8 protein-coding genes and 1 tRNA gene are annotated in these 12946 nt (G+C 59.8%); 7 read left to right on the top strand and 2 right to left on the bottom strand.

Translation table 11 applies throughout. The features are described 5' to 3' along the window. Positions 1-60 precede the first annotated feature (60 nt). Positions 61-1143 (bottom strand): zinc-dependent alcohol dehydrogenase family protein, encoded by a 1083-nt coding sequence (locus B9Y51_RS02965; protein WP_085528717.1) that lies wholly within the window; start codon positions 1141-1143, stop codon positions 61-63. Between the two features lie 142 nt (positions 1144-1285). Beyond that, positions 1286-3739 (bottom strand): trehalose-phosphatase, encoded by a 2454-nt coding sequence (otsB, locus tag B9Y51_RS11425; protein ID WP_126855773.1) that lies wholly within the window; start codon positions 3737-3739, stop codon positions 1286-1288. A 171-nt stretch (positions 3740-3910) separates the two neighbouring features. Between otsB and B9Y51_RS02955 the strand changes: the two genes are divergently transcribed. The 7 genes from B9Y51_RS02955 (at position 3911) to ptsP (ending at position 12922) form a co-directional block, all read left to right on the top strand. Next, entirely contained in the window at positions 3911-4798 is an 888-nt protein-coding gene (locus B9Y51_RS02955; RefSeq protein WP_048680113.1) for a DsbA family protein, read from the top strand. A gap of 121 nt (positions 4799-4919) precedes the next feature. Continuing rightward, positions 4920-4993 (top strand) — tRNA-Thr (locus B9Y51_RS02950). A gap of 1594 nt (positions 4994-6587) precedes the next feature. Continuing rightward, the gene (locus tag B9Y51_RS02945; RefSeq protein ID WP_085528716.1) at positions 6588-7181 is read left to right on the top strand and encodes a histidine phosphatase family protein; all 594 of its coding nucleotides are present in this window, start codon (positions 6588-6590) and stop codon (positions 7179-7181) included. 131 nt (positions 7182-7312) lie between these two features. Continuing rightward, on the top strand, positions 7313-8104 hold the full coding sequence (locus tag B9Y51_RS02940; RefSeq protein ID WP_048679746.1) for a DeoR/GlpR family DNA-binding transcription regulator: 792 nt from the start codon (positions 7313-7315) through the stop codon (positions 8102-8104). After that, entirely contained in the window at positions 8101-9060 is a 960-nt protein-coding gene (locus B9Y51_RS02935; RefSeq protein ID WP_048679743.1) for a 1-phosphofructokinase family hexose kinase, read from the top strand. The genes B9Y51_RS02940 and B9Y51_RS02935 overlap by 4 nt, the downstream gene beginning before the upstream one ends. 94 nt (positions 9061-9154) lie before the next feature. After that, positions 9155-11185: a PTS fructose transporter subunit IIABC gene (locus tag B9Y51_RS02930; protein ID WP_085528715.1), complete on the top strand. Its 2031-nt coding sequence runs from the start codon at positions 9155-9157 to the stop codon at positions 11183-11185. A gap of 39 nt (positions 11186-11224) precedes the next feature. Continuing rightward, positions 11225-12922: a phosphoenolpyruvate--protein phosphotransferase gene (gene ptsP / locus B9Y51_RS02925; RefSeq protein WP_085528910.1), complete on the top strand. Its 1698-nt coding sequence runs from the start codon at positions 11225-11227 to the stop codon at positions 12920-12922. The last annotated feature ends 24 nt before the right edge of the window (positions 12923-12946 follow it).

The following is a 12946-nucleotide window of genomic DNA, read 5'->3' as shown; positions in this document are numbered from 1 at the left end:
GCGCCGCATGGCGCCGACCCCCTTTTTCGTGGATTTGGTGAACGTGGGAAGGCGCGATTCCTAGTGGTTAATGACCACCTTCACTGCCTGGGATTCGGCTGCATTCTTGAAGACATCCCAAGCTTTCTCCATGTCGGCGAAATCGAAGTGGTGAGTGGCCAGGCTCTTGATCGGCAGATGCGTGTTCTGAACGGCCTTGATGAGCATATTGGTCGTATTCGCGGAGACGAGGCCGGTCGTGATGGTGAGGTTCTTGATCCATGCCTTCTGCAGTTCGAATTCCACGGGCTTACCGTGGACGCCAACGATGGCGATGTGGCCGCCCTCCTTCACACTGTTCGAGCAGAGTTCCCACGTTGCGGGGAGCCCAACGGCTTCGATGGCCGTGTCGACCCCTCGGCCGGAGGTAACGGTGGCGAGAAGGTCCTCGAGGCTCTCCTTGCCGGGGTTGATGGTGTGCGTAGCGCCCATGCGCTTGGCCATGTCGAGCCGGTTGTCGTCCATGTCCACGACGATGATATTCGCTGGTGAATAGAACTGAGCCGTCAGGAGAACTCCCATGCCCACGGGGCCTGCGCCGACAATCATCACGTCCTTACCGGGGGCCACCTGGCCATTGATCACGCCGATCTCGTGGCCCGTCGGGAGAGCATCCGAGAGGAAGACTGCGACGTCGGTGTCGATGCCTGCCGGGAGGTGGAAGAGAGAATTGTCGGCGAACGGGGTACGCACGTACTCGGCTTGCGTGCCGTCGATCATGTAGCCCATGATCCATCCGCCGCCCTGCCGGCAGTGGGCGTAGAGCTGCTTCTGACAGTTCTCGCAGGTGCCGCATCGTGAGATGCAGGAAACCAATACCCGATCGCCAGGTTTGATGGAGGTGACGGCGTCGCCGACCTCCTCAACTATTCCAATACCTTCGTGCCCCAGAATGCGGCCGTTCCAGCTTCCGGTGGCTTCCCGGGCAGCCGATTCGATCTCGGGGTTCTTGCCTTTGTATATGCCAAGGTCAGTACCGCAGATGGTGGTTTTCGTGATGCGGACGATGGCGTCAGTCGGGTCGATGAGCTTCGGCTTAGGCCGTTCCTCGAATCGAATATCGTGTTCGCCGTAGTAGGTCATGGCGGTCATCGTGTCGGACATGATTACCTCTCTCCAAATGATTTACACGATAATTCAATTTTATACTATGTGTTGGTCGGTGGGTATGTTTGCTGCCTCAATACCGGGCCCGGTGCTGACCTGGAGCGGGCGGCACCGGGCCCGGTCGTTCAATCGGACTGAACTAGTCTTCCCGAAGTGAATTTTCTACGTCGTCGCTGGTTCGAGTGTGTTGACGGCGGAGGTGTGCCAAGCGCGCCAGCGCGTGCGACATCGCCTCCGGGCCGGTGACTCGTACTCGGGCGATAGATTCCGCACGGCCCACCTTGACGCCGAGGTCCTGGGGCTCGAGATTTTTGAGCGCGTCTTCATCCGTGAGGTCGTCGCCGGCGAAGATTGTGATGTCCGCACCCGTGAAGTCCTTGAAGAGGTCCAAGGCGTCGCCCTTCGTGACCTCGAGGACGGCGCATTCGACGACGTATTGTCCTGGGGACAGTCTGACGCCCGGAATGTCCTTCAAGATGCGGACGGCTTCCGCTTCCGCGGACTGTGCGGCGTCGTCGTCGCCCATGGTTCTGGTGTGGAAACCAACCCCCGCGGGTTTGTACTCGATCTCGGAGCCTGGGTGGCGGTCGACGAGCTCCTGGACGGCCTCGGTGGCTTGGGCCAGCGCTTTCTTCTGGGACTCGGTGAGTTTCAGCTCGGGCGATTCTTTCCCGGCCGCAGAGTAGTCGAACTCGCCACCATGAGAACCGGAGAGAAGCATCTTTCCATTCGGGTCGGCGACCTCCTTGAGGAAACTCATCGGCCGACCAGAAATCAGGGCAACCGAGGTGTCCGGCTGTTCTGATAGATCCTCGAGGGAGGACTGGGAGAGGGGAAGGGCTCGGGCTTCTTCAGGAACATTGGTGAAGGGGGCCAGCGTGCCGTCGAAGTCCATGGCGACCAGGAGGTTCGGAGCCGCGGCCGCGCGCTGGAGCTCTTCCTCGACCGCCGGCGTCGGGAACGGGCCGTGCCCGCGGTCGAGATCACCGATCATGGGCAACTCATCCGTCTTGGGTTCTGGGCCCAGATCGTCCTCCCGCGTGCGGGAGAGATCGTCAAGGAAGCGAGTCGACCAATCCTCGACGTCGTGAGCAAAGATCTGCTCACGCATGGCCTTCATGCGCGCTTGGCGTTCCTCGAGGGGCATGTTCTTGGCGTACAGCAACGCATCCTTGAACCCGTCTATATCGTGCGGGTTAATCTGGATCGCATCCGGGAGCTGTTCGGCAGCCCCCGTAAATTCGGAGAGCACTAGTGCACCTGTGTGGTCGAGGTGGCTCACCACGTATTCCTTGGCTACCAAGTTCATGCCGTCACGGAGCGAAGAGACGACCATGACATCCGTGGCGAGGTAGAGGGCGATCATCTCTTCAAACGGGTATCCGTGATGGAGATATCGGATCGCGGTATGCGCCATGGTGTCGAATTGGCCGTTGAGGCGACCGACCATCCCCTCGATCTGCTCCCGGAGCTCAATATAGGAGGCGACTCGTTCACGGGACGGGCTCGCAACCTGAATCATCGTTGAATTCTCCACGGTGAGGTCGCCGTCGTTGAGCAATTCACCATAGGCCTTGAGGCGATGGCGGATGCCCTTGGTGTAGTCCAGCCGGTCCACGCCGAGGTACACCGTCTCGGGATTGCCTAACTCTTGCCGGATCTGCTCGGCGCGACGCTTGGTCGACGGACGTGAGGCCATCTCGGTCACGGCTTCCACGTCGATGGAGATGGGGTAAGACGTCGCCCGTGTGATCCACGTGGGTAGGTCGTGGTTGAGTCGCTCTTTCCGAGCCCGCCGACGTGACGTGACGTTGGGCATCGCCGTCGTGTATGCGCGGTGGAACCGTTCATTGCCTTCGTCCCCGCTTTGCTCCTGTGGGGTTTGGGTAACCTCGGCCCTTTCGCCGTCGAACTGGACTCCCAAAATCTTGTCGCAACAGCGCCTGAAATTGCTGGCGTCACCGGGGCGTTGAAATCCGAGAAGGTCCGCGCCGAGGAGGCCAGTGAGAACCTGTTTCCGCCACGGCAACTGGGCAAAGATTTCCAAAGGCGGGAAGGGGATGTGGTCAAAGAACCCAATCGTCAGGTCCGGCCTGAGGTGGCGCAACATCGCAGGGACGAGTTGCAATTGGTAGTCCTGCACCCAAACGGTGGCGTTCTGTGCAGCGCTATCGGCCGCCGCTTCCGCGAACCTGCGGTTCACCGTGCGGTAGGTATCCCACCAAGTACGGTGAAACTCTGGTGGGGCGATGACGTCGTGATACAACGGCCAGATGGTGGCGTTGGAAAAGCCTTCATAGTATCGACGGACCTCGCCCTCGGAGAGGGGGACCGGCACGAGGTGGAAGACATCGTGGTCAAAAGGCTCGAGCTCCTCGTCGGATGCACCATGCCAACCGATCCATGCACCGGCATGCGATGACATTACCGGTGCCAATGCACTGACGAGTCCACCCGGGGAGCGTCGCCACGATGAGTTTCCCTCGTCGTCGATTGAACGATCCACGGGCAATCGGTTAGCTACGACGACAAAGTCGTACCCGCCACCGTTACTCTCCCGTGTACTCGCGCGTTCCTCGTGAATATTCGTCATGGGGCACATGCCTTTCTCTCTTCGAGCCAGCCTACTTCTAAGCCTATCCGCAGATCTCGCGGGGTGGAGAGGGAATTTTCCGCGGGTGTATTTACCCATGAGGTACCCAGGTATCTCCGTTAGGATGTGGGGGATTCTGTAGTGACTATTCATTCGAACAGGGAGCAAAACGTGGCATCCTCCTCTTCTCCACGGAGTAGCGAGGCGCGAGAAAAGGCGCGTCAAATCGCTGCCAAGCAGAGCAGCCGTAAGACCTCGGGCCTGTGGTGGCAGATTTCCTCAGTGGTGCTCGTCGTGATCATTATTGGCGTTATCGCGGCGGTTTATCAGCACAATAAGAAGTCCGAAATCCCCGATTCCGGTCCAGTCGCTTCGAGTTCCAACCAATATGGCGGAATCGTGGTGACCAAGGACGGTATCAAGAAGGACACCTCGGATGTCGATACGCGTGATATCAACGATCTGAAGACATCGAAGGAAACCGGGCCGGCCGATGACCAGTCGAATGGAAAGCCGGCCACACTTCCGGTCGGTATGCCTTCTGAGCAGGACGCCAAGAAGAATGGTGAGCCCGTCAAGGTCACCATTTTCCAGGACTACAACTGCATTCACTGCGCAGAGTTCGAAAAGTCCAACGGTGAACAGCTGAAGAAGCAGGTCATGGACGGTCAGATCCAGCTGGAAATCAGGAACCTCAACTTCCTGGACCAAGAGACCAGCACGGAATACTCATCCCGAGCTGCCATGGCTGCCTACTCTGTCGCCGAGCAGGTCTCCCCGGAGAAGTTCCTTGACTGGCAGGAAGAGATGATGTCTCACCAGGGTCAGGGCGGCATGAATAACCAAAAGCTCGCAGATATCGCCAAGAAATATGGTGCCGATATCAAGAGCGACTTGGACAACAACAAGTACCGTCCGCTGGTGAACGTCACCGTCAAGGAGTCGCAGAACAACGGCATTAGCGGAACGCCGACGATCTACGCCGACAGTCAGAAGTACGGTAACGGCAGCTTCTCCGATTTCCTGAGCGGAGTCATCAAGGGCAAGTCCGGTAAGTAAGCCGTAACGCTCACCTGTTGAGGGGGTGTCCCGTCGCGATGGGGCACCTCCTCACGGCATTGTTGGGGGTCCGTTTGGGAATGGGACCGCAGCCGGGTAATGTAAGGTGCCGCGAGAACGTGCCTCCTTAGCTCAGCTGGCCAGAGCATCTGTCTTGTAAACAGAGGGTCACCGGTTCGAATCCGGTAGGAGGCTCTAAGATCCCCGGAATATCAACGGAAAAGCGTTGGTGTTCTGGGGATTTTTTCGTTTAATCGTCCCCGAGTCACGGTTAAGTCACGGACTCCACACCCTTTTGCTCCAGGTCCGAACGCTTCGACGATGCTCGAAAAGTCCACCAGGCCCTCCCGCTCGACGTAGTGGCGTCGGGTAAACTCCGGTGAGGAGCGACATGGCTGACCAGCTACCACAAGGGCTTTCTTGGGTCTATCTCATCAATGTATCCGCTTTAGTATTAGCGACAGTGTGCTCAGTTCTTGAGAAAGCACGTTCGGGAAGTGTGGGGTCTAGCGTAAGAGGGTGCGACCAGGAGCTTACTCGCATTGTTTTGCGTTAAGTCTTAGTACTTCACGAATGAAGGGAGGCTGCATCGTTCTTGGTGCCCTTTTGGCACCAGCCGGGTACGGCGGGTTTTAGAACGTGTTGAGCCCCCCCGGATGCAGCGGGCGTGAATCCGGGGGCTCGTCTTCCTAGGAATCTTGATCGAGTTAAGTGTTTGGCTCCAGTTGCCGCGAGTGTCAGAGGTTTATTTGGTGGAACATAGAGGTTTGTGGTTCCTGGAAGCCGGCCTGCATTAAATATCTGCAAGCTTGACAGTCTCAATGGCCTAGGGTTAGGGGGTCGCTGTTGGCTGTAAGCGTATTTCCGTCGATCGTAACTGTGCCGGCTAAGTAGAGGGTTGCTTCCCCCGAGCACACGTGAGGGTCGAGGGGTGCGTAAAAGCTCGGGTGACTCGTAGCCCGCAATCGTTTGTCACGACTTTGGAAGTCCCAGGTTCCTGAGTAACGAGTCGTGTATGCGGTGTACCCACCCCTTTGTGGCGCGGATGGATTGTGCTGGGGAATGGACCAGGCTCCGTTATCGTGTTCAGCTTGCCATCTTAAAGGATCGAAACGATGTGGCATGTAGAACGTGATCATGGCATTGGTTGCCTTGATGTTTGCTCTTGCGTTTTCGACCCATAGCCCAGGTTCAAATTTTCTACTAGGACCGACAGTGATTTCAGAGCGGCTGCAATCCTTGACGAGGTGCAGCCAGCCTCGAATTCTAGGTTCCGGCGATGCTGCATAGGCGGGGACAGCGCTAGCTGCGACTAAAACAGGGGTTGACCATACTGCGGCTTTAGCGATATTTCGCCTGGTGAGTGTAGGCGATTGTGTAGAGGACATGGGGAATCCTTGGTTGAAAAGTGGCTCGTCCGATCGAATAGCTTAACGGTGTACTGCATGGTGACACAAATTTGAATCAGATTCCAGGAGGCTACTTTCGTTGGAGGGGGAGAATATTTACAGGGAATGCGAGGAACCTTGTCTGCGCTATGTGCCAATTGCTGCTCTATATTTATAGGATTGGTGGGGTGCTGGTGAGAATTGTTTGGATGTGTCGAAAGCTCCAGAACTAGGTCAGGGTGGCGGTTCGAATCCGGTAGAAGGCTCCACAGGGTCGGTCCGACCTGGCAATAGCCGGGATCGGACCGACCTTTTTCGTTTTAAGCGGCTTCCGGGGCTACGTTGAAGAGTGCCGAAATCCTCCGCATGTGGAGGTAGTTACCTTGACAGGGGATCCACGAGTGAACGATCAAAACATGGGACAACAGCTGATGAGCGGACGCCTCGTCGTGGTCCGTCACGGGCAAACCGACTGGAATAAGGCCGGGCGAATGCAAGGCAGCTCAGATATTCCGCTGAATGACACGGGGCGTCAGCAGGCGCGGGAGGCGGGAAAGCTCCTGGCCCACAACTATGGTTCGTGGGATTTCCTGGGAGCTTCACCGTTGTCGAGAGCGCAGGAGACGGCGCGCATCATCGGCGAATACGTGGGAATGAAGGACGTGCAAACGATTCCCGGCGTCATCGAGCGCGCGTACGGCCAGGCAGAGGGCGAAGTACTGAGCTTTGAAGACTCGCGTCATCCGCAAGACCTCTTCGAGGGCGTGGAGCCGGAAGGCGAGGTGTACCGGCGTGGAGTAGCGACTTTCAAACAGCTGGTCTTGGACCATCCCGGGAAGAACCTCCTGGTTGTGAGCCACGGGACGCTGATACGACGCACACTGATCGCGACAACGCCGGGGGACTGGAGCGAACACGTCCCGAACGCAACGCCAATCGAAGTGAGCCTCGAGGGACTGTTCTCGTGGGATCCGGCGAGCCTGGACCTCGACTAATCCGGTGCAAGGGGTCTGGGATCATGATCGTTCCCACACGTTCTCATTGACCAGGCCACTTAAAGCCACATAAAATCAAAAATGCACAAACGGGGCCTTCCCCGTGATCGTCGCTGGGGAGTATTAGCACCATGTTCGCTGAAGAACGACGGGCGGAAATCGCCAAGCTGGTTAGCAGCGCCCGTAGGGTCAACGGGGCTGAGCTGTCGCGTCGCTACGACGTCACGATGGAAACCGTGCGGCGAGATCTGGCTGCCCTGGAAACGGACGGCAAATTGCGCCGTGTTCACGGTGGTGCCGTAACGGTCGAACAGTCAACCGCGGTTGAATCCAGCATCTCGTCCCGCCAGACCGTCAATACTCCGGAAAAGCAGCGGATCGCCGCGCGGGCATACCAACTGTTGCAAGACGCCGACGCCGGCGCCGTCGTGCTCGACGCGGGTTCGACCACCGAAATCCTCGCAGACTTGATTGCGACCTCTGACTTTTCCCTCAAATCGGGGGCGGACCGCCTGATCATTACCCACGCCCTACATATTGCGGTGAAACTCGCGGAAGCGGACGGCATCGTGTTGGATCTTGTGGGCGGTCAACTCCGCAAGATGACCTGGGCTGCCGTAGGCACCCGTGCTGCGGACCATTTTTCGACCATTCGTCCCGACATTGCCCTGATTGGGGTTAATGGACTGGATGAAGAATTTGGACTGTCGACGCCGGGACTCAACGAGGCCATCGTCAAGACATCCATCGTCCGATCGGCCCGCCGAGTGGTGCTGCTGTGCGACTCCGCCAAATTTGGGCAGGAGTCGCTGGTCCGATTCGCGGATCTGTCAGACATTGACGCCCTGGTCACCGATAAAGCCCCGGAAGGATCCTTGGCCTCGGCCTTGGAAGAAGCGAACGTAGAGGTTCTCATCGCATGATCGTCACCCTGACAGCGAACCCCAGTCTGGACCGCACGGTCGAGATCCCTGCCCAGTTGGGACGGGGCACCGTGATTCGCGCAACACGGTCCGTGGCGGACCCTGGAGGGAAGGGCGTCAACATTGCCCGGGCCCTCAGCGTGAGCGGTGTCGAGTCGGTCGCAGTTCTGCCAGGGGACAGCGGCGACCCCGTCTTGGCCGGCCTGACCGAAGCCAACGTCCGCTATTCCAACCTCGCCACGGGGTACCCCATCCGTACCAACGTGACCATCGCCGAACCCGATGGAACCACCACCAAAATCAACGCTCCCGGCGAACCGTTCGACGACGTTGCACAACGGGAGCTCACGCGGCTGCTCATCAATGACGCCAAAGGCGCCAGCTGGTTGGTCTTGGCCGGCTCCTTGCCGCCCGGTGTCCCGAGTGATTACTACGCCGTTGTTTCGCGGGCTGTCCGGGAGGTCCTGGGAGACGACGCGCCCCGCATGGCCGTTGACACCTCCGGCGCCTCGTTGCGAGACACCTTGATCGGTCAGGACGGCCTGCCGGACTTGATCAAACCCAATAGTGAGGAACTCGCGGAATTGGTTGGTGGGTCAACCGACGCGGCGGCTCTAGAAGACGATCCGCAAGCCACCGCGCAGAAGGCGCGTGAACTCGTCGATCGAGGTGTCGGCTCGGTACTGGCAACTATGGGAGCGAAGGGAGCCGTTCTGGTGACCCCCGACGGTGCCTGGTATGCCCAACATGCACCCATACGCGCGCGGAGCACCGTGGGTGCAGGGGATTGTTCGCTGGCAGGTTTTCTCTTGGCCGACGAGGCCGGAAAGTCCCCGCGCGAGTGCTTGGTTCAGGCCGTCGCTCATGGGTCGGCCGCCGCATCGTTGCCCGGTACCCAGGTGCCTTCACTCGAAGAAACTACTCCGGAAGCCGTTACTGTCACTGAGCTCAGATAAGGACCTTCTGAGTTCATCTTTCACACTGCAGCCGGGATGACGACACCTCGTATGGGGTGAGGGCTCGCCGGAGGCACTTTCAACAAGGAGCACTATGTCCGCACTAATCACCGTGGATCTCGTCACGCTGGATGAAAACCTTGGCGACGATCGCTTCGCCGTCATCCGGCATCTGACGGGCAAGGTTGTGGACGCCGGACGCGCGACGTCGTTCGACGACCTCTACCGTGATGCCGAGGCCCGCGAAGCCAAAACGGACACGGGCATTCCCGGCGGTATTGCGATTCCGCACTGCCGTTCCTCGGCAGTTACCGAACCCACGCTCGCCATGGCCCGTCCGGCACCGGGCGTGAGCTTTGGCGCGAAGGACGGCCCGGCGGACCTCATCTTCTTCATTGCGGCCCCGGATGGGGCGGACCAGGAACACCTGACTCTGCTCTCGAAGCTGGCTCGGTCTCTGGTTAAAAAGGACTTCGTGGCAGCTCTAAGGAGCGCATCGTCGAAGCAGGAGATCGTGGAACTGGTGAACTCTGCGCTGGGAGTCTCCTCTGCGCCGAAGGCCGAAGGCGCCACGGTTGCCGCAGCGACACCAGCCGAACCGTCGGAATCTGCCGGCCAGCGCAAGCGCTTGGTGGCAGTGACGTCATGCCCGACCGGCATCGCCCACACCTACATGGCCGCGGATTCACTCTCCCAAGCGGCGGAAGAGATGGGCGTGAAGCTCGACGTCGAGACCCAGGGGTCCTCCGGCAACGAAGTCCTCTCGCAGGACGTGATCGACGCCGCGGATGCCGTGATATTCGCGGCCTCTGTGGACGTGCGTGATCGGAATCGATTCGCCGGCAAGCCCGTGGTCGAGTCCCCGGTTAAACGAGGGATCGATGAACCGCGCGTCATGATCGAAGAAGCACTTGCCGCCTCGGAGAACCCCGACGCGCGCCGGGTCTCGGGATCGCGGGCGGAAGGCTCGTCGTCGTCATCTGATGATGGTTCGTGGGGCTCACGGGTTTATCGGTCGCTGATGACCGGTGTTTCGTACATGATCCCGTTTGTTGCCGCAGGCGGCCTGCTGATCGCCATCTCCTTCATCATGGGTGGATACGAGATCGCCAACAATGCTCAGGACATCCTGGGCATTAAAGACGGCGTGGTCAGCGGAGACGGCGCTTCCCTCTTCCACCCTGGCGACGCTGGCCTGTGGCAATACCTGGCCGCGGTGGTCTTCGTCATCGGTAGCCAAGCGATCGGACTTCTGGTTCCGGCGCTCGCAGGATTCATTGCTTACGGAATGGCTGGACGCCCGGGTATTGCGCCCGGATTTGCCGCCGGTCTGGTCGCCAACATGGTGGGTGCCGGATTCTTGGGCGGCATCGTTGGCGGTTTACTCGCCGGATTCGTCGCTTACCTCCTGGCTCAACCGAAATTGCCGCGTTGGTTGGCTGGCATGATGCCGGTGGTCATTATCCCGCTGCTGGCGACCTTGATTTCCAGCGGACTCATGTTCCTGATCCTCGGTCAGCCGATTGCCTGGATCATGACCGTGCTCAACGACTTCTTGATGTCGATGTCCGGCGCCTCGGCGGTCATTTTAGGCCTGGTCTTGGGTGCGATGATGGGCGCGGATCTTGGGGGCCCGATCAACAAGGCCGCCTACCTCTTCGCCACAGCGGGCCTTTCCGCCGGAACGGACGTTTCCAAAGAGATCATGGCGGCGGTCATTGCTTCGGGAATGGTCACTCCATTGGCCATGGCTCTGGCCACCACCGTGCGTCGGAAATACTTCACGGAAGCGGAAGTTTCCAACGGACGAGCTGCCTGGTTGCTGGGTGCATCGTTCATCTCGGAAGGCGCCATTCCGTTCGCCGCGGCCGACCCTCTGCGGGTCATTCCCTCGTCCATCGTGGGTAGCGCCGTCGCGGGGGCGATCTGCATGGGAAGCCACGTGGGATCCCCTGCACCGCACGGTGGTGTGTGGATCCTGTTCTTGGTGGAGAATTGGCCCATGTACCTCGTGTCCGTGATCGTCGGAGCTGTCATCACGGCGATCGTTTACCTGGTCCTCAAAAGGATCGGGAACGCCACATCCGGTCAGGAAAAAGTTGGAGAAACGGCTGCGGCCGCCTAAAACAACCGATCAGAGCATTTCGAGTAAGGATTGATCATCATGAAGAAGCTCACTGGAGTCGGCGTTTCCGCCGGACGTGTCATCGGCCCCGTTGTGCAGATGCCGGAGCCCATCCGGGAACCTGCGGTCGGCTCGACCCTCGAAGATGGTGAGAGCCCGGAGGCCGCCATTGAGCGTCTTCAGGAGGCAGCTGGTCGCGTCAAGGAAAACCTGAAGGAGCGCGCCGGTCGGACCACGGGCAATGCCGCCGCCGTGTTGAAGTCCACGGCCCTGATGGCCGGCGACAAAGCCCTGCTGAAAAATGCCGGCAAGTTGATCACGGGGGAGCAGTACACGCCGGAGCGTGCCATTTGGGAGGCTGCCGGTTCCTACGCGTCACAGATGAAGGCCCTCGGCGGCTACATGGCACAGCGCGTCACGGACATCTTGGATGTGCGCTCGCGCATCGTAGCCGAGCTGACCAACCAGCCGGCCCCGGGAATTCCCGAATCCGACGCACCCTTCGTTCTCATCGCTGAGGACCTGGCTCCCGCGGACACCGCGACGCTCGATCCGACCAACGTGCTGGCCTTGGTGACCTCTGAGGGCGGACCGCAGGCGCACACCGCAATTCTCGCCCGGGATTTGGGACTACCGGCGATCGTGGCGGCCACCGGCGCCACCGAGGTGCCCAACGGAACGCAGGTCTACGTGGACGCGACCGATGGCACCGTCGTGATTACCCCCGGCGCTGCCGAGGAACGCCTCGCGGAAAAGTACGCGAACCGCAAGGAAATCCCGGCCTTTGACGGGCAGGGTGTGCTGGCCGATGGGACCAACATCCCCCTGTACTCCAACGTCGGTAACGGTAAAGCGGCGCAGACGGCTGCGGAGAATATGGCCGAGGGTGTGGGACTTTTCCGCACCGAATTTGCCTTCCTCAACCGAGAAGAAGAGCCGTCGGTGGAAGAGCAGACGGTGGAATACAAAGCCGTCTTCGATGCCTTCCCGGGCAAGCACGTCGTCGTGAGGACCCTGGACGCTGGCGCTGATAAGCCGTTGCCGTTCCTGACCGACACGAGCGAGCCGAATCCTGCCCTGGGTGTGAGGGGCTACCGCACGGACTGGACGACCCCGGGAGTGCTTGGGCGCCAGCTCGAGGCCATCTCGGCCGCCGCCGAGCAGAGCACCGCGGATGTCTGGGTCATGGCACCCATGATCTCCACGGCGCCCGAGGCCCGCGACTTTGCTCGCATGCTCCGTGAGGCGCATCTCGATGTTCATGGCGTCATGGTCGAGACTCCCTCGGCTGCTGTGACGGCGGAGGATATTCTGCATGAAGTCGATTTCGTGTCCATGGGCACGAACGACCTGACTCAGTACACGATGGCTGCGGACCGCCTTTTGGGCGCACTGGCTGAGCTCAACAACCCGTGGCAGCCCGCCGTTCTGAAGATGATTCAACTGACAGTTGAGGGCGCGCAGCGCGCGGAAAAGGCCACGGGTCGTACCAAGACGGTGTCGGTTTGCGGTGAGGCCGCGGCCGATCCTGCCCTCGCCGTCGTGCTCGTCGGTCTGGGCGTGAAGGCGCTGTCCATGAACACCCGTTCCTTGTCCGCCGTCGCTGCCGTCCTCAAATCCGTTACTCTGGAACAAGCACAGCAAATCGCGGCCAAGGTCATGGACGCGCGATCGGCTGAAGAAACTAAGGATGTGGCTCGCGTGGAGCTGCCCATCCTTGATGACCTCGGTCTGTAATCAGTCCGGCATTTCAGGGTTAGC

It is taken from the genome of Kocuria massiliensis (genome assembly GCF_900169715.1).
In the GTDB taxonomy this organism is placed as follows: domain Bacteria; phylum Actinomycetota; class Actinomycetes; order Actinomycetales; family Micrococcaceae; genus Rothia; species Rothia massiliensis.
The sequence above is the reverse complement of the archived record's forward strand: the minus strand, read 5'-3'. Positions and strand labels throughout refer to the sequence as shown.

Coding starts and splice junctions, on each gene's coding strand:
- B9Y51_RS02965 (WP_085528717.1), bottom strand. CDS start 1,143: ATGTCCGACACGATGACCGCCATGACCTACTACGGCGAACACGATATT.
- otsB (WP_126855773.1), bottom strand. CDS start 3,739: ATGACGAATATTCACGAGGAACGCGCGAGTACACGGGAGAGTAACGGT.
- B9Y51_RS02940 (WP_048679746.1), top strand. CDS start 7,313: ATGTTCGCTGAAGAACGACGGGCGGAAATCGCCAAGCTGGTTAGCAGC.
- B9Y51_RS02935 (WP_048679743.1), top strand. CDS start 8,101: ATGATCGTCACCCTGACAGCGAACCCCAGTCTGGACCGCACGGTCGAG.
- B9Y51_RS02930 (WP_085528715.1), top strand. CDS start 9,155: ATGTCCGCACTAATCACCGTGGATCTCGTCACGCTGGATGAAAACCTT.
- ptsP (WP_085528910.1), top strand. CDS start 11,225: ATGAAGAAGCTCACTGGAGTCGGCGTTTCCGCCGGACGTGTCATCGGC.